Source organism: Halogeometricum rufum (assembly GCF_900112175.1).
GTDB lineage: Archaea > Halobacteriota > Halobacteria > Halobacteriales > Haloferacaceae > Halogeometricum > Halogeometricum rufum.
Genome location: NZ_FOYT01000003.1, coordinates 231,697 through 252,328 on the forward strand (window position 1 = coordinate 231,697; position 20,632 = coordinate 252,328).

The 20,632-nt window shown below is 66.8% G+C and carries 24 protein-coding genes; 14 read left to right on the top strand and 10 right to left on the bottom strand.

The annotated features are described in order from the left end of the window. Nucleotides 1–581: 581 nt before the first annotated feature. The 4 genes from BM310_RS16190 to BM310_RS16205 all read left to right on the top strand — a co-directional run bounded on the left by BM310_RS16190 (nt 582) and on the right by BM310_RS16205 (nt 2,559). Entirely contained in the window at nt 582–821 is a 240-nt protein-coding gene (locus BM310_RS16190; protein ID WP_089809656.1) for a hypothetical protein, read from the top strand. After that, complete coding sequence (locus tag BM310_RS21650) at nt 818–1,750, top strand: hypothetical protein (protein WP_218156463.1); 933 nt, start codon at nt 818–820, stop codon at nt 1,748–1,750. Before BM310_RS16190 ends, BM310_RS21650 begins: the two co-directional genes overlap by 4 nt. 136 nt (nt 1,751–1,886) lie before the next feature. Next, the gene (locus BM310_RS16200) at nt 1,887–2,309 is read left to right on the top strand and encodes a CBS domain-containing protein (protein ID WP_089809659.1); all 423 of its coding nucleotides are present in this window, start codon (nt 1,887–1,889) and stop codon (nt 2,307–2,309) included. Nucleotides 2,310–2,379: 70 nt separating this feature from the next. Further along, on the top strand, nt 2,380–2,559 hold the full coding sequence (locus BM310_RS16205) for a hypothetical protein (RefSeq protein ID WP_089809661.1): 180 nt from the start codon (nt 2,380–2,382) through the stop codon (nt 2,557–2,559). Between the two features lie 79 nt (nt 2,560–2,638). Here BM310_RS16205 and BM310_RS16210 read toward each other — a convergent pair whose 3' ends face one another. Continuing rightward, entirely contained in the window at nt 2,639–3,862 is a 1,224-nt protein-coding gene (locus BM310_RS16210) for a Tm-1-like ATP-binding domain-containing protein (protein ID WP_089809663.1), read from the bottom strand. A 161-nt stretch (nt 3,863–4,023) separates the two neighbouring features. Here BM310_RS16210 and BM310_RS16215 point away from each other — a divergent pair, with 161 nt between their 5' ends. Next, entirely contained in the window at nt 4,024–4,431 is a 408-nt protein-coding gene (locus BM310_RS16215; RefSeq protein ID WP_089809665.1) for a cupin domain-containing protein, read from the top strand. Nucleotides 4,432–4,458: 27 nt separating this feature from the next. Here the strand turns inward: BM310_RS16215 and BM310_RS16220 are convergent, their stop codons facing one another. Further along, nucleotides 4,459–5,292 (bottom strand): phosphoenolpyruvate hydrolase family protein, encoded by an 834-nt coding sequence (locus BM310_RS16220; protein ID WP_089809666.1) that lies wholly within the window; start codon nt 5,290–5,292, stop codon nt 4,459–4,461. Between the two features lie 94 nt (nt 5,293–5,386). Here BM310_RS16220 and BM310_RS16225 point away from each other — a divergent pair, with 94 nt between their 5' ends. The 3 genes from BM310_RS16225 to BM310_RS16235 all read left to right on the top strand — a co-directional run bounded on the left by BM310_RS16225 (nt 5,387) and on the right by BM310_RS16235 (nt 8,230). Then, the gene (locus BM310_RS16225) at nt 5,387–6,232 is read left to right on the top strand and encodes a DUF6544 family protein (protein ID WP_089809668.1); all 846 of its coding nucleotides are present in this window, start codon (nt 5,387–5,389) and stop codon (nt 6,230–6,232) included. A gap of 100 nt (nt 6,233–6,332) precedes the next feature. Continuing rightward, the gene (locus BM310_RS16230) at nt 6,333–7,676 is read left to right on the top strand and encodes an NAD(P)/FAD-dependent oxidoreductase (RefSeq protein ID WP_089809670.1); all 1,344 of its coding nucleotides are present in this window, start codon (nt 6,333–6,335) and stop codon (nt 7,674–7,676) included. Nucleotides 7,677–7,825: 149 nt separating this feature from the next. Beyond that, the gene (locus BM310_RS16235) at nt 7,826–8,230 is read left to right on the top strand and encodes a DUF5518 domain-containing protein (RefSeq protein WP_089809672.1); all 405 of its coding nucleotides are present in this window, start codon (nt 7,826–7,828) and stop codon (nt 8,228–8,230) included. On the opposite strand, the gene BM310_RS16240 is transcribed toward BM310_RS16235, so the two are convergent. From BM310_RS16240 to BM310_RS16250, 3 genes are all read right to left on the bottom strand, one after another. Next, a complete protein-coding gene (locus BM310_RS16240) occupies nt 8,224–8,667 on the bottom strand; it encodes a response regulator transcription factor (protein ID WP_089809674.1) in 444 nt (147 codons plus the stop codon). The genes BM310_RS16235 and BM310_RS16240 overlap by 7 nt on opposite strands. Nucleotides 8,668–8,763: 96 nt before the next feature. After that, nucleotides 8,764–9,426 carry a helix-turn-helix domain-containing protein gene (locus BM310_RS16245; RefSeq protein WP_089809676.1) on the bottom strand — a complete coding sequence of 221 codons (663 nt, stop codon included), beginning with the start codon at nt 9,424–9,426 and terminating at the stop codon, nt 8,764–8,766. Nucleotides 9,427–9,532: 106 nt separating this feature from the next. After that, nucleotides 9,533–9,880 carry a DUF7344 domain-containing protein gene (locus tag BM310_RS16250; RefSeq protein WP_089809679.1) on the bottom strand — a complete coding sequence of 116 codons (348 nt, stop codon included), beginning with the start codon at nt 9,878–9,880 and terminating at the stop codon, nt 9,533–9,535. A gap of 138 nt (nt 9,881–10,018) precedes the next feature. On the opposite strand from BM310_RS16250, the gene BM310_RS16255 reads away from it, so the two are divergent. Together BM310_RS16255 and BM310_RS16260 are read left to right on the top strand one after the other, a co-directional pair. Further along, nucleotides 10,019–11,320, top strand: a complete 1,302-nt coding sequence (locus BM310_RS16255; RefSeq protein WP_089809681.1) for an MFS transporter — start codon at nt 10,019–10,021, stop codon at nt 11,318–11,320. Next, nucleotides 11,317–12,192, top strand: a complete 876-nt coding sequence (locus tag BM310_RS16260) for a bactofilin family protein (protein ID WP_089809683.1) — start codon at nt 11,317–11,319, stop codon at nt 12,190–12,192. Before BM310_RS16255 ends, BM310_RS16260 begins: the two co-directional genes overlap by 4 nt. 235 nt (nt 12,193–12,427) lie before the next feature. Here the strand turns inward: BM310_RS16260 and BM310_RS16265 are convergent, their stop codons facing one another. Both BM310_RS16265 and BM310_RS16270 read right to left on the bottom strand, forming a co-directional pair. Continuing rightward, a complete protein-coding gene (locus BM310_RS16265; protein ID WP_089809685.1) occupies nt 12,428–13,810 on the bottom strand; it encodes an amidase in 1,383 nt (460 codons plus the stop codon). Then, nucleotides 13,810–14,175: a hypothetical protein gene (locus tag BM310_RS16270; protein WP_177232673.1), complete on the bottom strand. Its 366-nt coding sequence runs from the start codon at nt 14,173–14,175 to the stop codon at nt 13,810–13,812. The genes BM310_RS16265 and BM310_RS16270 overlap by 1 nt, the downstream gene beginning before the upstream one ends. Before the next feature lie 331 nt (nt 14,176–14,506). Here BM310_RS16270 and BM310_RS16275 point away from each other — a divergent pair, with 331 nt between their 5' ends. Continuing rightward, nucleotides 14,507–14,833: a NifU family protein gene (locus BM310_RS16275; RefSeq protein ID WP_089809688.1), complete on the top strand. Its 327-nt coding sequence runs from the start codon at nt 14,507–14,509 to the stop codon at nt 14,831–14,833. On the opposite strand, the gene BM310_RS16280 is transcribed toward BM310_RS16275, so the two are convergent. The 3 genes from BM310_RS16280 to BM310_RS16285 all read right to left on the bottom strand — a co-directional run bounded on the left by BM310_RS16280 (nt 14,815) and on the right by BM310_RS16285 (nt 16,474). Beyond that, nucleotides 14,815–15,276 carry a metal-dependent transcriptional regulator gene (locus BM310_RS16280; RefSeq protein ID WP_089809690.1) on the bottom strand — a complete coding sequence of 154 codons (462 nt, stop codon included), beginning with the start codon at nt 15,274–15,276 and terminating at the stop codon, nt 14,815–14,817. The two genes, BM310_RS16275 and BM310_RS16280, sit on opposite strands and share 19 nt — an antisense overlap. A 110-nt stretch (nt 15,277–15,386) precedes the next feature. Further along, the gene (locus tag BM310_RS21515; RefSeq protein WP_177232674.1) at nt 15,387–15,530 is read right to left on the bottom strand and encodes a hypothetical protein; all 144 of its coding nucleotides are present in this window, start codon (nt 15,528–15,530) and stop codon (nt 15,387–15,389) included. 11 nt (nt 15,531–15,541) lie between these two features. Next, nucleotides 15,542–16,474 (bottom strand): DUF7551 domain-containing protein, encoded by a 933-nt coding sequence (locus BM310_RS16285; RefSeq protein ID WP_089809692.1) that lies wholly within the window; start codon nt 16,472–16,474, stop codon nt 15,542–15,544. A 622-nt stretch (nt 16,475–17,096) separates the two neighbouring features. Between BM310_RS16285 and BM310_RS16290 the strand changes: the two genes are divergently transcribed. From BM310_RS16290 to BM310_RS16300, 3 genes are all read left to right on the top strand, one after another. After that, on the top strand, nt 17,097–17,738 hold the full coding sequence (locus tag BM310_RS16290; protein WP_089809694.1) for a helix-turn-helix domain-containing protein: 642 nt from the start codon (nt 17,097–17,099) through the stop codon (nt 17,736–17,738). A gap of 168 nt (nt 17,739–17,906) precedes the next feature. Then, on the top strand, nt 17,907–18,149 hold the full coding sequence (locus BM310_RS16295) for a 4Fe-4S ferredoxin N-terminal domain-containing protein (protein ID WP_089809696.1): 243 nt from the start codon (nt 17,907–17,909) through the stop codon (nt 18,147–18,149). Next, nucleotides 18,142–20,631: a molybdopterin-dependent oxidoreductase gene (locus BM310_RS16300; protein ID WP_089809698.1), complete on the top strand. Its 2,490-nt coding sequence runs from the start codon at nt 18,142–18,144 to the stop codon at nt 20,629–20,631. The genes BM310_RS16295 and BM310_RS16300 overlap by 8 nt, the downstream gene beginning before the upstream one ends. The last annotated feature ends 1 nt before the right edge of the window (nt 20,632 follow it).

Below are 20,632 nucleotides of genomic sequence, written 5' to 3' on the forward strand. Positions count from 1 at the left end.
CGCGACTCGTGACGGCTTCGCTCACGCGGATCCTCCGGTGAGTCTCCCGCGACGGAAACGCACACCTCGTCTGCTGACGATGGGTGACATGACTGGTCGTGCGTATCGCACACACGCCGATAAGTCTGACCGTCCGGTCCGTTCCCGGATGCGGACGCGCCGGTAAGTCGACGGGCGTCGGCGACGTGGACCGCTTTCCCGGAGGAATCCGGTACTACCGAACACGCGCCCTCGGGTCTCGTTGACGTATCGGAATCACGTGACACATCCGTGGACGCGAACACGTCACAGATACGACTAGGCGGCCGCATCGGACAATCGTTCCAAGAGAGCGTACGGCGTCCGACTCTCCCGAACTCTCTACGTAATCACAATCTGAACGTCGCGTTACACATCTGCTCTCTTCGCTCACGAATCGCTCACTACGTGGTGGATGGTGCCCCGACATTCGCCTTCAGGCACTCGGTTCTCGGTCGTTCCGCTACCCGGTAGGTCGTTCCGACCGTCTCCCTCCAGACTCCCTCTCTCCTCCGCCGTTGGGTACTATGCTTATCATGTTACGTCTCGTACAACAAATAATTATGTTAGCCGAGTTGCGGCGGGCGAACCGGGACACACGCGTCCAGTACGGTCTCATGCTCCTCTTCGGGACGCTGTGTATCGCCGCCGCGTTCGCACCGCTCGAAGCGTCGCTCCGAGCGACCGCCGTGGGAACGCTGTTCGGCTTCACCGCCGGTCTCTGGGTCTCACATCTCGTTCAGGTCCTCCGACGGGCCGCCGACGCGCGGCGAGACGACATCACCGGAGCGCCCTCCCGATGAGCGATCGCACGCCTCTGGTCGAACGACCGGACGCCTCCACCGACGTGGAAGCGGAGCCGACGTTCCTGAAGGCCATCGAGTTCGTCACCGGTGAGGACGCCAACCTGGGGTCGTTCCTCCTCGTCGTGGCCATCGTGACCGCCGTGTTCATCGCGCTGTTCCAGTTCACGCTGCCGGCCCCGGCCTCCAACCTCCTCACGGTCGGAGTGCTGTTCGTCACCGCTCTCAGCGCCGTCTTCGCGGCGCTCTTGGACCGCCTCGGCTACTTCGGGCGATCCGTCGCTCCGACGACCGACGAACCGGACGCCGAACCGGCGGCGACGCCGTGGGTTCCCGTCGGGAAGGCGTCCGCGCCGCTCCCCCCGTTGATAAACTTCGACGCCGAACTCAGGGCGTACGCCGAACTGTACGACGGCGAACTTCCGGCGGCGTTCGACGCGTTCGTCAGCGACTACGTGCGTCTGAAGACCAACACGCGGAACCGCCGCACCATCGCCAGCGACCTGCGCGCCGACCTCAACGCCGTCGGCGCGCTCTTCGAACGAGGGTCCGAGGGGGACAGACTCTACGAGGACATCTCCCGGCGACTGTTCCGGTACATCGGTAACAGGGACGGCCACGTCACCGTGGACCGCGTCGCGTTCTACGACGTGACCGGCACCCAGACGGACGTGGGTGCCGCCACGAACGAACTCGTTCGGGTCGAACTGACAGTCTCCAACGAGGGAGAGGCGGCCGACGTCTCGGTGGTCGTCGACCTGTACGACGCCGACGGCGTCCCGGTCGCACGCCGCGTCTGTCCCGCGGGCGTCGTCAGCCCCGGCGCCACGAAGACGCTCGAAACCGACGTCTACGTGCCGCCCGAGGTCGAACGAGCCGAAACGACCGTCCTGCTCTCGGACGCGCCCGCGCCCGTCGAACGAACCTGACGGCTCCGACGGTTCGGGAGTCAGTCACCTTGTCTCGTCTCCCCGGATGACGGCCGGACGGACTGTGCGTGATATTTTCACGCTTTGAGAACTGACGACGGAGGTTAACAGCTCTCCTCGTGTACGCGTACTCGCCATGACATTGGAAGACGTGGCGACCCCGGGAGTCGAGACTGCGGGACCGGACACGAGCGTCGAGGTACTCGCCGACACGATGGCAGAGCGCACCGTCGGGAGCGTGGTCATCACCGAGGACGGCGCGCCGGTCGGCATCGTCACCGACCGCGACCTCGCCCTCGCGACCTTCCGGGGCGACGCCGACCCCGCGACGATGACCGCGAACGACGTCATGACGCCCGACCCGCGGACGATGAACGTCAACGAGGGAATCCTCGAACTCACGAACGCGATGTGTCGAGACGAGGTGCGACGGATGCCCGTCGTCGACGCCGACGGGCACGTCGTCGGCATCGTGACGCTCGACGACCTCGTGAGACTCCTCGTCGCCGAACTCGGCAACCTCGCCGGCGTCATCGAGGCGGAGTCTCCCCCCTACTAGTCGGCGGCGGCCCACGTCGGTCGCCGTGTGCTAACTGCAACCTTTTGTTGGCGAACCGACTAGCGGGTGTATGAAGACACGTCACGCCGTTCTGTTGCTCGTCTCGGCCGTCACGGTCGTGATGGCCGTCCGAGCGGTCGTCGCCCTGCAGAACGGCGAGTTCGGAACCGTCGGTCGTCAGGTGGGCGTCGGCGCCGTCGTCCTCGTGTTCGGTGTCGCTCTGTACCGACGGTGGGAGACGCTCGGCTGACCGACCGCAGGGTCCGTGGCCGCGTCCCGCCGGTCGGTCGACCGTCTCGCCGGTGAACGCGCTGGTATCGGCCGCCTCGTTACTCCGGCGCGTGCCCGGCCGCCCGCATGTACGCGTCGAGTCGCTCTACCATCGCCTCCGCGAACGCGTCGTCGTTGATGGGAACGTCGAGTTCGAGCAGTTCCACGTCGTCGTCGAGATGTTCCCGTAGCGCGTCGAACAGGGCGGCGTCGGCGTCCGGGTCGTGGAAGTCCTCGCCCTCGACGTCGAGCATCGAAACGCCGCCGAGGGGCAGGGCGAGTGCGGTCGGACCGGTCGCGGCGTTGAGTTTCTCGGCGACGATGCGGCCGAGTTCCGCGTTCTCCTCCGGCGTCGTCCGCATCAGCGTCACCTGGGGGTTGTGGACGTGGAACCGTCGCCCCTCGAACTCGTCGGGGACGCTGTCGCGCGGCCCGAAGTTCACCATGTCGAGCGCGCCCGTCGAGACCACCTGCGGGATGCCCGCCTCGCCGGCGGCGTCGAGTCGCTCCGGGCCGGCGTTGAGGACGCCCCCCACGAGTTCGTCGGCCCACTCGGTCGTCGTCACGTCGAGGACGCCGTCGACGACGCCCTCGCGAATCAAGTCCTCCATCGCGCGTCCGCCGGTCCCCGTCGCGTGGAAGACGATGGTCTCGTACCCGCGGTCCTCGAGCATCTTCCGCGCCGTCTTCACGCACGGCGTCGTGACGCCGAACATCGTGATGCCGATGGTGGGCTTCTCTTCGACGTCGATGCCCGGGTCGTTGGCGACCATGCCCGCCACGGCGAGGGCGGCGTTCGCGATGACCGTCCGCGAGAGCTGATTCAGCCCCTCGATGTCGGCGACGGAGTACATCATCGTCACGTCCCGCGACCCGACGTACGGCTCCGTGTCGCCGGACGCCATCGTCGAGACCATGAGTTTGGGGACGCCGACGGGCAACGCCCGCATCGCCGTGGTCGCGATGGACGTGTTGCCAGACCCGCCCAGACCGAGGACGCCCTTCAGCGTCCCGTCCTCGTGGAGTCGCTCCGCGACGGCGGCCGCGCCCTCGCCCATCGCCTCCATCGCCGCGCCCCGGTCGGCGTCCGCGCGCAGGCGTTCGAGCGTCGTCCCCGCCGCCTCCGCGACGGCTTCGGCCGACGTGTCGGGCTCTATCGTCGGCTCCCCCATCACGCCGACGTCCACCACGTGTACGTCCAGTCCTTGCGACTCGACGACGTCTCGCGCGAATCTGATCTCTTCACCCTTCGTGTCTAACGTTCCGATGACGACGACGGCCATGTCAACTCACTATCACCGAGAATCGTGATAAACGTTGGCGAGAGACGGCCCGAGCGGGTCCGAGCGCGGACCGCGACCCGGTCGGTCGTCGGACGCGTCGCCGCCACGAGCGGCGGTAAATAGCACGAAAGAATATTATTATCCGGCGTCTATCGGGGTTCATGTCAGACGAGAAGCGATTCGTCTCGCCGGAGGACGTGGAGAGCCAGCGGTTCGGGTGGGGCGTGTTGAAGTGGATGTCGACGCCGGCGGAGACGGGGTCATCGCGGATGAGTTGCGGCGTCGTCCGACTGAACCCCGGAAAGGGACACGAGCGACACACCCACCCCGAGAGCGACGAGATGCTGTACGTCGTTCGTGGCGAAGGCGAACAGGAGATAGGCGAGGAGACGCGCGACATCGCCGCGGGCGACATGCTCCACGTTCCGGAGGGCGTCCCGCACGGCACGGTCAACACCGGGTGGGAACCGCTGATACTGCTGGCGGTGTACGCGCCGCCGGGGCCCGAGGAGGAACTCCGCGACCTACCCGACTGTGAGGTCATCCCACCGGGCGAACTCCCGGAGTGAGGGCCCGGCGGGCCGGCCGACGCGGCGTCAGAACTGAATCGACTTGAACTCCTTGGCCTGATTCTCGATGGCCTGTTCCGTCGGCAGTCGTTCGAGGCTGGACGCGCCGAAGAAGCCGACGACCCCCTCTGTCTCGTTGAGGACGTACTCGGCGTCGTCCGGCCACGCGATGGGGCCGCCGTGGCAGATGACCATCACGTCCTCGTTCACCGACTTCGCGGCGTCGTGGTGCGCCTGCACCCGTTCGGCGGCGGTTTCGAGGTCGAGTGCCGTCTCCGCGCCGATGTCACCGGACGTCGTCAGCCCCATGTGCGAGACGACCACGTCGGCGCCCGCTTCGGTCATCGCGCGGGCCTGTTCCTCGCTGAAGACGTACGGGCAGGTCAGCATCCCCTGCTCGGACGCCTCTCGAATCATCTCGACCTCCTTGTCGTACCCCATCCCGGTCTCTTCGAGGTTCTGCCGGAAGCCGCTGTCCTCGTCGATGAGGCCGACCGTCGGGAAGTTCTGCACGCCGGAGAACCCTCGCCGCTTCAGGTCCTCGACGAACACCTCCATCCGCCGGAACGGGTCGGTGCCGTTCACCCCCGCGAGGACGGGCGTGTCCTCGACGACCGGCAGGACCTCCCGCCCCATGTCGAGGACGATTTCGTTCGCGTCGCCGTACGGCAACAGGCCGGCGAGCGACCCGCGACCGTTCATCCGGTACCGGCCGGAGTTGTAGATGATGAGGAGGTCGACGCCGCCCCGTTCGGCGAACTTCGCGGAGATGCCCGTCCCCGCGCCCGCCCCGATGACCGGGTCGCCGTTCGCCACCGTCTCGCGGAGTCGCGAGAGCGACTCCTCTCGTGTGAACATCATGGCTCGTTCACACGTTCGTGAGACGGTCGCATCAACGTTGCCCCGCGTCGACCCCGTGGCGAACACTCAGGTCGGTGGCGGTCGAACGGCCGGTATGCCCTCGAAATCCGCTCGGTGGCTCTCCGCCGCCGCCCTCGGTGCCGTCGCCGCCGTCGCCCTGAGTCGAGTCCGCCTCAAACGCGCGACGGCGCGGCGCGTCCGCACCCTCCTCGCGGACGCCGATCCGCCTTCGAAACCGACGTACGGCCGCGACGAAGTGGCTGACCTCCCCGAACCGGTCCGGCGCTACTTCGAGACGGTCCTGCGGGACGGACAGCCTCGCGTTCGCTCGGCGCGACTGGAGCAACGCGGCGAGTTCCGCCTCGGCGACGACGAGGGCGACTGGAAGCCGCTGACGGCCACCCAGCACTACACGACGAACCCGCCGGGGTTCGTCTGGGACGCCGACATCCGGATGCTACCGTTCCTCCCGGTTCGCGTGGTCGACGCGTACGAACGCGGCCGCGGGTCGCTGCGCGCGATGGCCCTCTCGACGGTTCCGGTCGCGACGGCCGACCCCTCCCCGGAGATGGACGAGGGGGAACTGCTCCGCTACCTCGCGGAGGCGGTCTGGTTCCCGACCGCACTCCTCCCCGGCGAGGGCGTCGAGTGGGAGGCCAGAGACGACCGGTCGGCCCGGGCGACGCTCACGGACCGGGGAACCACCGCGTCGGTCGTCTTCCACTTCCGCGAGGACGGCCGCGTCGAACGAGTCTCCGCGGACGAACGCTATCGGCAGGCGGACGACGACTTCGAACGGTGGACCGGTCACTTCGACGACTACGAACGCCGCGAGGGGATGTCGGTGCCGACGACGGCGTCCGTCGAGTGGAACCTCCCCGACGGCGACGCGCCGTACTGGCGGGCGACCATCACGGGGTTCGACGTACGGACGCGGTGACTGTCAGGGCACGTCGCCTCTCCGTCGGGGCACCGGCGACCCTCCGAGTGTGGCATGTTTTAACAAGGCACGATCGAAATATCGTCGGAGGGGACTCGACATGACGTTAGCCACGGTTCCGCGGTACGACCCGAGGCGGACCGTCGAACGAGAGGGGAGTGCGGTCGTCGTGGGGGCGGGCATGGCCGGCCTGTTCGCCGCCCGCGTGTTGGCCGACGAGTTTCGGACGGTGACCGTCGTCGAACGGGACTCGCTCCCGGCGGACGCGACTGCTCGCGGCGGCGCCCCGCAGGGCCGACACGTTCACATCCTGCTGTCGGCCGGGCGTGCCACGCTGTCTGACCTCTTTCCGGGTTTCGGTGAGGACGTGGTCGCCGCGGGCGGACTGATAATCGACGGCGCGAGGGACCTGAAGCACTACGACGAAGGCGACTTCCTCGCCGACGGTACGGGTCGGATTCCGATATACACCGCCTCCCGACCCGTGTTCGAGCGAATCGTGCGCCGGCGAGTCGCCGACGTCGACGGGGTCGAACTCCGACCGAACTGCCGGTGGACGGACTACCTCACCGACGGCGACGGCGTCGCCGGAGTTGCGGTCGCGCCGGCCGACGGCGAGACGAGGACACTCGCGGCCGACCTGGTCGTGGACGCGACCGGCCGGACCTCCCGCACCCCGGCGTGGTTGGCGGACCACGGCTTCGAACGCCCCGAAACCGACGAGGTGCGCGTCGACATCGCGTACAGTACGGCCCGCCTCGAACGCGACGCCGGTGAACGTCGCATGCTGTTCGTCCCCCCGTCTCCGCCCCGCACCCGCGGCGGCGCGGCGTTCCCCATCGAGGACGACCGCTGGCAAGTCACTCTGTTCGGCCTGCACGGCGACCACCCGCCCGCCGACGTCGACGGCCTGACCGACTTCGCCGCGAGCCTCCCGATACCCCACCTCGAACGACTCCTCGATGCGCGACCCCTCGCGAGCGAGGACGTGGCTCACTACCCGTTTCCGACCAGCCTCAGGCGCCACTACGAGGACCTCGACGAGTTCCCGGACGGTCTGCTCGTCGTCGGCGACGCCGTCTCGAGCTTCAACCCCATCTACGGACAGGGGATGACGGTCGCCGCCCTCGAAGCGCTGACGCTGCACCACACGCTCGCCGGCGGCCGCGAGAACCTCGCCGCTCGCTTCTTCGAGGACGCGACGGCAGTCGTCGACACGGCGTGGACGCTCGCGGTCGGTGCGGACTTCGCGTTCGAGGAGACCGACGGGCCGAGACCCCGCGGGACCGGCCTGACGAACCGCTACCTCGCCCGACTGATTCGGGCGGCGCACACCGACAGCGCCCTCCGTGACGCGTTCAGCCGCGTGCTCATGATGGAACGGCCGCCGGAGACGCTGTTCCGTCCCGGCGTCCTCTGGCGCGTGTTCGGCCCGACCGGGTGAGTCGCCGACCGCGGGCCGTCCACTCGTCGCCGTCGTCGACCCTGTCCGCAGTCGGGGACCCCCCACCGCTTCGTCCCCGGCGACCGCCGATTCTCAGCGTCGGGGAAGCGCCCGCACTATCTAACTCGACAGCGGTCGTACGCTTGCACATGAGCACAGAAAACACACTCAAGAACGCGGTCATCGGCGCAGTCGTCACCGTCGCGCTCTCCTTTACGGCCGTCTCCCCGGTGCTCGGCGGAGGCGTCGCCGGCTACCTCCAGCGCGAGTCTCCCAAGCGCGGCGCGAGAATCGGCGCCATCTCCGGCGCAATCGCGAGTCTCCCGTTCTTCCTCGTCCTCGTCCTCGGTCTGGTCACGCTGTTCGGGACCGCGATGGGGGGGTTCGGCGTCCCCGGCGGGGTGGAACTGGTCATCATCTTCCTCGTCGTCCTCCCGCTCCTGTTCGCCTGGAACGTCGGACTGAGCGCCCTCGGCGGCTACCTCGGCGCGTATCTCCGCTCGGAACGGCAGTCGGCCAGCGGTGAGACGGTGCCGCCGGACTCCGGCTACTGAGCGGGCCCGCTGTCCCGCTTCGAACCGTCCGTCACCGCCTGAGCAATCGGCCGACTCGCCCGCTCACGTTCCAGGGCGGCGTCGACGGCGTCGAGGAGTCGGTCGCGACAGACCGGTTTTGTGAGGTAACACGAGACGTCTTCCGCTCCGAGGTCAGCGTCCGGTTCGTTCCCGCTCACGACGACGACCGCCCCGGCAAAGCCGTCTTTCGAGAGCGCGCGGACGACTTCGCCCCCCGAGACGAGGGGCATCTCGCGGTCCAGAACGACGGCGTCGGCGGCGGGCGTGACCAGTTCCAACGCCTCCCGCCCGTCGGCCGCCGCGCGAACGTCCCACGCCGACCGCGCCGACAACCACAGTTCGAACGTCTCGCGGAGGTCCTCGTCGTCGTCGGCGACCACGACGGTCGTCTCTCGGCCCGCGGGGGGGTTGCTCATCGTAACCGAACGTCCTCCGCCATCCGCATAGGGTGTTCTCTTGTCGAGACCGGCGCTTTATAAGTGATTTATCAGCGGCTTATGTGTGCAGTCCCGTCAGTTCGTCCCGCCTCTCGTCGACGCCGACAGGACGTTCTCCAGCACCTTCTGTTCGGCCCGACGCAGGCGGTCCGAGAACGCCTGCTGCGTGATGCCCAGTTCCTCGGCCATCTCCGACATGTCCGTCTCCTGCGGCGTGTCGAAGTACCCGCGCTTGAGTGCGATGACGAGTGCCTCTCGCTGTTTGGGCGTGAGTCCGAAGTTCCGCCCGCGGAGGCTCTCCTCGGTGAGCGTGTACGTGCGCTCGATGTGGATGGGGATGTCGCGTTCCGTACAGAAGTTGTAGAAGTCCGCGACGTGTTCGTGGTCGAGGAATCGCAGTTGGAAGTACCACTCCTCGGAGCCCTCTCCCTCCAGAATCGTCCCGCCCGTCGCGACGATGCCGTTGAGGAGGTCCTCGTACTCGCCGGTCCACTCGACTCGGTAGAGCGTGTGGTCGCCCATCTGGTCGACGACCGAGAGGTTCTGCACGTACTCGCTGGCGTCGACGTCGGCTTTCAACCGCTCCGGTTGCTCACCGACGACCCAGAAGAACGGAATCACGGTGTTCTCCATCGGGATGATTCGCTCGAGTTGGACCTGTCTGTCGGACGCACTGCTCAGTGCGCGACCGAGTGCGAACTCGTCCCACGCGAGCGTGAACTCCAGGATGACTGTCACAGTGGGTATAGGGCGGGCGAGGGGAGGACCCTTTTGTTCACAGTCAGCGACTGCGAATCGGCCGAAGATATCTCGAACTGCGAGATAGGGACCGACGCAGACCGCGTCAGTTCGATCCGTCTCCGTACGCGGCGAGTACGTCCCGCACTCGCCCGCCGTCTTCCCGGCGCCGAACCCGCGCCGTCGTCTGCGTGGTCTCGTACGTTATCAACCCGGATTCGTGCAGTTTCGGGAGGTCGACGTGGTGCAGACGCAGCCGAACCTGCTCGTTCGACCGTCCGTTCGCCTCGCGTTGCCGCTCCGAGAGGAAGTCCGTCAGTTCAGTTAGTGTCGCCGTCGTTCGGTCGTCCGCCTGGAAGTACTCGAGGACGCGCCGCCGACTCTCGCTGGCGAGTGCCGCGAACAGGTCGTCGACCGCTCCGGCGTCGCTCGAAGTCCGCTTCTGATTCTTCACGTTGTGTATTTCTCGTCTGCTCGGGGGTGTAGGTGAACTGGCTGTTGGAACAACCGTTTTATCCGATACGTCCGCGTCGCCGGTCAATCGCCCCCGGCAACTAAGACGTTCGGCGACGCACGTTCTCCGAGAGAGACCGTGCGATTCGTCGAGTTCCTCCGCGCGCGCCAATGGTCGACGGTGTTCGGCTACCTCCTGTTCGTCGCGCTCATGGTCGCCGGCTACTACTACAACATCACGTTCGTCCAACTCGGGCTCATCGACCTCGGCGTCCGACTGGTCGGGATGACGGAGACGGCCGTCTCCGCGTGGATGGCCGGACTGGCGCTGTGTACGCTGGTCGTCGCCGTCGCGACGGGCGTGACGATGGACCGACGCGGGTGGAGTACGGACCTGCGGACGAAGTTCAGACTGCTGTTCGGCGTCGTCGTCGTCCAGTTCGTACTGACGCTCGTCGCGCCGTCGATTCGGTCGGTCCCCGGCTTCGGCGCGTGGGTCGTCGCCGCCTCGGTCGGACTCGGCGTCGGGTTCCCCGTCTCGTTCTCGCTGGCCATCGACTTGATTCCGGTCGCGGACCGCGGCCACGTCGCCGCCGCCATCACGGCTATCGCGTACTTCGCCGCGAACGCCTATCCGCTCTCTTGGTCGGTCGACGTGTTCAGTCGGTTGCTGGTCGCCGCGATGCTGCCCGGCCTCCTCGTCCTCGGCGTCCTCGCCTCTGGCCGGGTCGCCGCCGTCGAGGCCGTCGTCTCGGAACTGGCCGACCAGCACCGCGCGTTCGGAACCGGGCGGTTCTGCCGCCCGACGCCCGTTCGACTGCGGAGTTTCGCCTTCGCCGTCCCCCTCGTGCTGATGTTCGGCGTGTTCTTCGTCGACAGTCTGGGGTTCCTCCGCATCATCGACACGCCGGCGCTCCTGCTCAGTTCGTGGCAGTCGCCCGCGCTCTCGACGCGACTGCTCATCGCCGCGGCGCACGTCGTCGGCGCCGCGATGGCCGGCGTCCTCTACGTCAACTTCGACCTCGAACGGGTCTTCCTGTGGACGTTCGCGCTGTTCGCCCTGACGCACGTCCTCTACACCTCGGACCTCCGACTCGCGTCGACGTTCCCCACGCTCGCCACCGCGGGGCCGTCGCCGCTGAATCCGATGTTCTACGCGGTGGCGGTGAGTTTCTACACCACGCTCAACTTCGCGCTGTGGCCGGACCTCTCGACGGCGGCCAGCGTCGGAACCCACTCGGCGGTCGGTATCGGCGTCGCCGGATGGCTCGCCACCTTCCTCAGCACCGCGCTCTCGCTGTATTTCGCGGCGGCCGACCTCACGCTCCTGTCGCACCTCAACGTCGTGCAGGCGCTCTCGCTCCTGCTCCTGTTCGGACTCGCCGTCGGGGTGTACGCGCGCCGCGTCCTCGGACTCGTCAGGGAGGGTGCCGCCGCGTGACGCCGACCGAGGTCATTCCGTTGCTGGTCCTCGTCCTCCTCCTCGTCTCCGCGGGCGGCGCGGACGTCGAGCAGATGTCGGTGACGTTCGAGGGTGACCGCGCCGTCGAGGCGGTGGACGACGTCCTCGTCGTCGCCGGCGGGAACACCACCGTCGCGGCCGACGCGTCCGTCGAGGGCGACGTCTACGTCGCCGGCGGGTCGGTCCGAGTCGACGGCCGCGTGGACGGCGACGTGACGGTGCTTGCGGGTCGACTCTCGGTCGCCGAGGGGGCGACGGTCACCGGAACCGTCCAGCGCATCGCCGGCGGGGCGGCGATTTCCGACGGTGCGAGGGTGGGCGAGGTGTCCGCGCTCGACCCGCCGACGCCGGCGAACTCGCCGACGAGAGCCGTCGTCACGTTCCTGTTGCAGTTCTCGGCGCTCGGCGCCGTCGGCTGGTGGGTCGCCCGCCGCCGCCCGGCGATGCTGGACACCGTCGGGCACTCGATAACCCGACACACGGTCGTCAGCGGCGTCGTCGGCGCACTGGCCGGCGCGACGCTCCTCGTCCTGTTCGTCTACATGGCGTTCACGCTGCTGTTGCTCCCGCTCAGCGTCGTCGGTCTCGGCGCGCAACTGCTCGTCGTCGCCTACGCGCAGGTCGCCTTCGGCTACCTCGTCGGAGAGCGACTGCCCATCGACCGCACCGACGTGGCCACCGTCGTCGGCGTCGGCGCGTTCCTCCTCGGACTGCGACTGCTCGGCGAACTCCCCGTAGTCGGCGGACTGGTCCAGTTCGCCCTCGTCGTCGTCGGGTTCGGTGCCGTGCTGAACACGTACTTCGGGCTCCAGCGGTTCGAACCGGCGACGATTCCCCGCGCCGACGACTGACCGCTCCGCGCCGCCGTCTGCGGGTACCGCCTCGACGGAACGCGGCGACGGCCGTCCGGCGTGCTGGCGAGCGACGTTCCGTGCGACCTCCGGCTCGAAAAACCGCGGCCAGCGCCGGGTCTAACAGACGAAACGAGGGGGGCCCTTCGGCCGGCGGGAGGGGAGGTGGCGGCCGTCCGCCGTCTCGGTCGTCCCGCCCGCCCGTCCGTCGGTCGGTGCCCCTGCGCTGCGTCCGTCAGTCGGACGCCGTCGCGGCTTCGGTCTCCGACTCGGAGTCGGACTCGCCCTCGAACAGGGGCGTGTCGAGCAAGTCAGTGTAGTCGACGTGGTCGGTCCGCGACTGGTACTCCTTCGCGAGTTCAACGAGTTTCAGGTCGGCGAACGCCCGCCCGGTGAATATCAGCGCCGTGGGCACGCCCTCGTCGTCGAAGCCGTTCGGAATCGAGATACCGGGGAGACCGGCGACGTTCGCCGCACCGCCGATGGACCGGTTCGGGAGGACCATCGCGTCGTACGGGGCGAGCGTCTCGTCCAGTCGCTTCTGCACGAGTCGGCGGACGCGGTTCGCCGTGACGTAGTCCTTCGCGAGGATGGTGTCGTAGGCGTAGCCGCCGATGCTACCCTGCGGCGACGTCAACTCCTGCACTCGACCGGACTCTATCAGGTCGTCGAACACCGACCCCGCCTCCGCGAACAGCACGGTGCTCGCCGTCTCCTCGTACGGGAGGTCCGGCAGTTCGACCGTCTCTATCTCCGCGAACTCCTCCAGCGTCTCCATCGACCGCTGGAACTGCTCGTCGTCCAGCGCGCTCTCCAGCGTCGCGAGTTTCGGCGTGTCGGGGAGGGCCGCGAGTTCGTGAATCGTCTCCATCTTATCGACCGAGGTGTGGTCCTTCGGGTCCGGGCCGGCGATGGTCTCGAAGACGAGCCGACAGCCCTCCGCGGACCGGCACATCGGCCCGAGTTTGTCCATCGTGTAGGACAGCGCCATCGCCCCGTATCGGCTGACGACGCCGTACGTCGGGCGGAGTCCCGACAGGCCGCAGTTGCCCGACGGGGAGAAAATCGAGCCCCACGTCTCCGACCCGATGGAGAAGCCGACCAGACCGGCGGCCGTCGCAGAGCCCGGACCGCTGGAGGAGCCACCGCTCCACACGTCCGTGTTCCACGGCGTGTAGCCCGTCCCGGTGAACGTCATCGCGTCGGGCGAGTAGCCCATCCCACCGGCGAGTTCGACCATCGCCAGTTTCGCGACCAGCACGGCGCCGGCCTCGTCGAACCGCTCGATTATCGTCGCGTCGTAGTCGAACTCCTGGTCGCGGTACGGCGCCGCCCCCCAGGTCGTCTCGTAGCCGTCGACGGCTATCAGGTCCTTGACGCCGTACGGGATGCCGTGGAGCGGCCCCCGGTCGGTGCCGTTTCGCAACTCCTCGTCCGCGCGCTTGGCCGCCTCCAGCGCGCGGTCGCGGGTCAGCGTCACGACAGCGTTCAGTTTCGGTCCGACGCGCTCCAGTCGGTCGAGGTACGCTCGGGTCAGTTCCTCCGAGGTGACCCGGCCGGCTCTGAGGTGGTCGCCCAGTTCGGGAACCGTGTCGAACAGCGTCTCCTCGGAGACCATCAGTACGACCCCCTGTAGGCCCGAAAGGTCAGCGCCATGTCGTCGCCGTTCTCCAGTTCGACCCCGTCGAGTGCCTGCGCGCGGCGGACGTTGCCGGCGACGTCGTCCGCCAGTTCGTCGAGGTCCGCGTCGGCGAGTTGGTCGCCGTACCGCGCCCCGAGGTAGTCGAGCAGTTCCCGCGTCCCGACCGGCCGGTCCGGCCGCTCCTCGTCGCCGTCCTCGTCCCCCTCCTCGGAGTCGGTCTCTTCGTCTTCGTCGGCGACCGCAGCGCCGGAGAACGCTCCCGCCCCCGCGACTGCGGTGAGCAGTTGCATGGCCGACCGACGACTGAGCAAGTGGTCCGTTCGGTGATTCTGGTCTGTCATCTCGATGACCGATTCGACACATTCGGCACGCACAGTTAGTTTTTCTGTGGAAATACTAGTGACATTCTTGTGAAATATTAGGAATAACTGTCTGATTCCGACACTTTCGGGCGTCGTATATTCACGGCTGTGAACGAACGCCGCGCGTCTCGAAGAGTCGGAGATACTGACACGACCGTCGTCGATTTCGCGTTCGAACTGTCCGAAGACGGGGCGCACGCTCATTAATTTGACAAACGTTTTTGTTTGGCCTACCTAAAAACACGTTCGTACGGTTTAGGCTACCCAAACAGCATACATTTATCACAATTGGCGATAGAAGACTACGTGTATGAGCGCTCAAAGCCTCGAACGACAGACGCGGAACTACCTGAGCAACAACGTCCCGCAGATTCAGGAGCACGGCGGGCACTTCGAGATAGAGGACGTGGACGAGGAGTCCGGCGAAGTGACGGTCGCCATCGGCGGCGCCTGCTCCGGGTGCGGCATCGCCCCGATGACGATGCGGGCCATCCGACACCGCCTCCCCGACGAGGTGGACGACGTCTCGAAGGTGACGGTCCGACGCGCCGGCGGGCCGCGGGCGGCCGTGATGCCGAACAAGACCGAAGAGATGGAGGAGATGGACGAGTACCAGGACTACTCGCCGCCGTTCTGATCCGTCGAGACCGACTCCCTCCGCTCTCGGGGGCCGGTGGCGTCGTCCGACGGCGTGACCGACTCTCGGACTCCGGCGACCGACTCGCCGTCGAACGGGAGCGTCGCCGCGAGACGGTCCGCCGTCTCGGCACTCACGACGCCCGCCATCTCCATCGCCTCCCGCTCGTAGTCGTCGAGTTCGAGGACGCTCCGAAAGAACCACGAGAGCGTCACGTACGTCTCGTGCAGGTCCTCGGCGACGTCCCGTCCGCGCTCCGTCAGCGCCGCGCCCTCGTACGGTTCGTACGTCACCAGTCCGTCGTCGTCGAACCGGTGGAACGCCTCGATGACCGTCGCTGGCGTCCGTCCGAATCGCTCGGCGACGGCTCCGGGCGGGACGGGCGGCGACTCCCGGTGCTCCGTGATGTAGAGCGCCAGCAGGTACTGCGGGCTCCCACTCATCGGTCGTCGGCCCGCGGCACGGACAGTCGCCGACCGCACTCGTTCTCGGGGGAGACCCCGACTCGACTCGCCGTGTGGGGGCCGGGGAACGTACCGCCGTCCGACATCGGTCACTCCTCCTCCGGCGGAGCGCGGTCCGTCCGCTCGGCGGGCGCCTCCGACGCCTCCGCCGTCTCTGCTGCCCCGTCCTCGTCGCCGCCGACGGTCGCCGTGTACACCCACGCCCAGAGGCGAGCGCGTTTTCGAGGGCTCACGCGCCGCACGGTCAGGCCCCCGCCGGTCGAATCGGCGCCCTCGCCAGGTCGCCGGGGTCCGGTTCGCGCGCGAGTACGAGTCGGACGCGCCAGTCCTCGTCGTCCGAGTCCGTCACCTCGACCGACGCGGGCGACCAGTCCCAGCCGCCGCGGTAGAGTTCGACCACGAGCGGGAGGGTCGGGAGTCGACCGTCTTGCGGCGACAGCGCGTACTCGTGCAGGCGCACGACGACAGACCGGGTACCCTGTCGCAGGTCGACGGACCACGGCGAGCGACTGACGCTCTCGACGACGCCCGCCGCTCGCAGATGCGCGAACGCGGCGTCGATTCGCGGCCCGCGCGCCGTCGTCCTCGAATCCAGCCGGGACGCGGCGTCCGACAGGACGGCCGCCTGCTCGGCGGGCGAGAGGCGCGCGTCGAGTTCCGCCGCGACGCTCTCGAGCAGGCACAGGCAGAGTTCGTCCGTGTCTTCGACGGACTCGGCGAGTTCGAAGTACGCGTCCATCACCGCGGTTTCGACGGCGTCGTAGCCCGTCTCGCTGAGCGTCTCGAACACGACGGCTGCGACTTCGTGACAGAACTCCGTCAGTCGCTGCCGGTCGTCCGCCGTCGCCGTTCCGCGGAGTACCGGTTCCGAGAGCGACCAGCGGTCCTCGCCGGCGTCTCGTGCCTCTCCTCCGGCGGCGGCCGACGTTCCGGTGTCGGCGTCCTGACAGACGACGAGGTCGCGGTAGGGTAACTGTTCGTCGTAGCGACGGAGGGATGTCCGATACTGTTCGGCCGCCCGTACGGCGCTTCTCGCGGTCGCTCTCCCCTCGAACCGGAGTCCCGTCGTGGGGATGGGTCGCTCTCCGGTGCGGGCGCAGACGAGGAAGTACGTCCCCCCGTCGCTGGCGAGACTCTCGACGCGTTCGCGGAGTTCGATGAGTGTCGTTCCGACCATTGTCTGTGTCTCCGTGTTCGCTCGTGTCGCCCGGTTCCTCCCTGCCGACGGCGGCCGTGACGGTTCGCTGGCGGTCTGGCGGCAGTCCGGTCACCGCCGACAGTCGCCATCGGGTGACTCTCTCTGCTTATTTAGGCCACCCTAAAACACTAAGCTGTTTCGATTGTTAGGCGAACCTAAACGACCGCGACGACGGTCCCCGACACCGTGATTCCACAACCTCGGACGATGATCTTGATGCGCGGCTCATCTGTGCTATGTTCTGTCCTGAACTAGCCGATCGGTACGCTTGCGAAGTCTGTGACCCATACCGGCCGTCCGAATCCCGTGGCCGAGTTAGAGGCCGTGACTGGACCTCGCGTCGGAACAAACGTTGGGGTGCGCTCGTTCTTCCAAGCGTCTCGAGACTCCACGTCTCACGTCTGTGTGAGCAGGTCTTCGAGTTGGATAGCCACCACTCACTACGACCTGTTCGCTTCTCGACCTCTCTCGACCAGGCAGTGCCGGTGTTTACAAGATGTGGGTGGAATTACACAATATTCGTTCCTCATCGATTATTTTTTGTAAATGTCGTGGTATTGACGAAGATTGTTTATACGAGTGTAAAGAACACTTGAACCGCATGGAGCAGTCTGAGAGCGGGGTCGTTGATTCAGCAGAAAGTGACCCGAAGAGGCGAACCCTTCAGGTCGTATTCGAGATCGAACTCTCTGAAAGTGGTTCGTGTCCGCTCTCGAACCCGGAGTCCTCGGTCGAAGCCGTTCACAACCAAATCGACGGAGAGGTTTGTCACGCAGACGTGACCGTCGCCGACGAGGGCGACAGCACGCAGATGCTGCATACGACAACTCAGGTCGGGGACTCGTGTCTCTGTCTCGCGTTCGGCGACGTCGGGTGCGTCCCCCGATTCCGACGTGTCGACGGCGGGACCATTCTCATCGAGACGTACGCTGGAGACCGGAACGACATCAGTGAACTCGTCGCCCGACTGAAATCCGTGACCGACCGTGTGAGTCTGCGTCGACTCACGACCCGACAACAGACTGACGGCGCGACGGTCGAGTCGACGACGGTCGACCTCTCGCGTCTCACCGCGAAACAGCGGGAGGCAGCGACGATTGCGGTGTCCGAGGGGTATTACCAGACTCCTCGTCAGACGAGTCTCGAGGAACTGTCGGAAGCGCTCGGTATCTCGAAATCCGCCCTCTCACAGCGACTGAGTGCGGTCGAATCGAAACTCGCGACGGCGGCGTTCGACCCGTAGCGTCGGTTGCACGTCCGTCCGTGCGAGCGGTGACTCTTCTCAGTCTCCTTCTTCGAGGAGTGACTCGACCGCGGGGAGGCCACGCCGTCGATACCCTCCCCCATATAAACCGCTTCAATATACAGCGTTCGTCCTACCGGACTCCGACAGCACGTACTAGATAGAGCCATGAACGACCCACAACAGCCGCGGTTGACGCCGATCGACGAGTGGGAAGAGGAAGCCGAAGCGATGCTGGACGGCGTCGAGTACGACACCGATCTGGGAGTACGAATGGCTCGCGACGCGATTCGTGTCTCAAACGGTGATATGACCGACGCCGAGTTCCACGAGAAGTACCACGACGAGGTGCTCGAGGAGTTCGGTGAAGACGAGCGTCCGACCAAACCAGAGGGATTCGACGATGACTGACGAGGGAGTCCACCGACGCGACGTGTTGAAGGCCGGCGGTGCTGCTGCCGCCCTCGGCCTCGGCGGTGGCGGGTTCGTCCAGACGCTGGCCGAGAGCGTCGACGACGAGCAATCGACGCGCGACCCCAGCGTCGAGAGTTTCGTCGGGCAGAACGAGGTTATCCAGACCGTCTGCTCGCCCAACTGTCGGGGGAAGTGTCCGATCGACGTCCACGTCCGTGACGGACAGGTCAAGAAGATCGAGCCCCACCCGCCCGAGGACGAACAGTACAAGCGCGCCTGTGTGCTCGGCCTCTCGCACACCCAGCGCGTCTACGACCCGACGCGGCTGAAGTATCCGATGAAGCGCGCCGACTGGTCACCCGACGCACCCAATCCGAAGGGTCGCGGCCCAGACGCCGAGTTCGAGCGTGTCTCCTGGGACGAGGCGCTCGACCTCGTCGCCGGGAAGATGCAGTCGCTGAAAGCCGACCACGGCGCGGAGAGCGTGCTCTTTCACGAGGGGTCGGGCAACTACGGACAGACGGGGAAGTCGTTCAACCGACTGGCTTCGCTGTTCGGTGCGACCCAGTCCGCGTGGGGTATCGACGCCAACGTCGGCCGCGGGTTCAACCGCGTCACTGGCGTCGGCTTCTTCCTCCCGCCGACGAACGAGGCGGAAGACTGGGAGAACGCCAACACCATCATCGTCTGGGGGTCGGACATCTTCTCCAGTCAGTTCCAGATGGACGCCTCGAAGATACTCGACGCCGTCGAGAACGGGGCGAAACTCGTCGTCGTCGACCCCGTGTACACGACGACGGCGTCGAAGGCCGACCTGTGGCTTCCGGTCAAGCCCGGCAAGGACGTGCACCTCGCGCTCGCGATGATGCACACCGTCTTCGAGGACGAGACGTACGACGAGGAGTTCCTCCGGAAGCGGACGACCGCGCCCGCGCTTATCCGCAAAGACACCGGCGAACTGCTCAGCGCGAGCGAGGTCTTCGACGACGGCGGCGAGAACCAGGTCGTCGCCTTCGAGCAGGGGACCGACAGCCCGGTCGAACTCGAACCCGAAACCGGCGGTCCGTACGCCCTCTTCGGGGAGTACACCGTCGACGGTATCGAGTGTGAGACGGCTCTCGAACGGCTTCGAGACCACGTGGCGGACTACGCGCCCGAGAACGTCGCCGAGAAGACGGGTGTCGACGCGGAGAACATCCGGACGGCCATCCGCTGGCTTGCGACGCGTGGTCCCGGCGGAATCGCCCCGAGTTACGCCATCGGGCGCTACAAACACGGGCATATCTTCGGGCAGGCGTACGCGATGCTGATGGGCCTGACCGGCGACTACGGTCGGCACGGCAACATCCACGCTCACCACTCGGGCGGGGCGACGCTCAGCGCGGGCGACTGGGCCGCACCCGAGGGGGCCGACCCCGGGCCGTCGATGTTCTTCCCCGACTACCCCGACGCGATGATAGACGGCGACCCGCACGAGGTTCGGGCCGTCTACTCCATCGAGTCGAACATGATGGGGAACCAGTTCCCCGACCGCAAGCGGTTCCAAGAGGCCATCGAGAGCCTCGACATGTACGTGGTCGCGGACATGCACCACACGGACACGGTCCAGCACGCGGACATCATCTTGCCCGTTCCGCACTGGTTCGAGCAAGAGGACATCAGCTCCGGGTGGGGCTCGCACCCGCACCTCGGCTATCGGCACAAGGTGCAGGAGCCGCTGTGGGAGACGAGAGACGACTACTACGCGATCCGTGGGCTCGCCGAGCGACTCGGCTTCGGTGACCGGTTCCCAGAGACGAAACGCGAGATGCTCCGAGAACTCGTGAGCCGAGACGACGACATCGACTTCGACACCCTGTTCGAGCAGGGAACCCAGAAGAAAGAGAGCGTCCCCATCGTCAAGTACACCGACGAGTTCCCCACGGAGACGGGTCGCATCAAGATGTACGACGACGACGCGCCGAGCGAAGAGGGCGTCACGTTCGACGTCCCGCGCCCCCTCGAAGACCGGACGGCCGACGACTACGAGAAGGCCGACGACTACCCGCTGATGTTCATGCAGAAGCACAGCCGGTTCCGCATCCACTCGCAGTACGAGATGCTGAACTGGGTGCGGGAGATCAACCCCGAGCCGCAGTTGGACATCCATCCGAAGGATGCGAAGGCTCGCGGTATCGAAGACGGCGACTACGTTCGGGTGCACAACGACCGCGGCGAGATGGTCGTGAAGGCGAAGTACAACGAGGCGTTCCAGCCCGGTCTGGTCAACACCGACCAGGGCTGGTGGTCGCGTGACTACGTCAAGGGCCACCACAACGACCTCACGCACAACGAGACCAGCGAAATCGGGAAGACAATGTCGTTCTACGACGTGCGTGTCGAAGTCGAGCCCGCACCCGACGACATCGAGACGGAACAGTACGAAGCGAACAACCCGCGCGGAGCCGGCGCCGAGGCGTCGCACGCAGGAGGTGACTGAA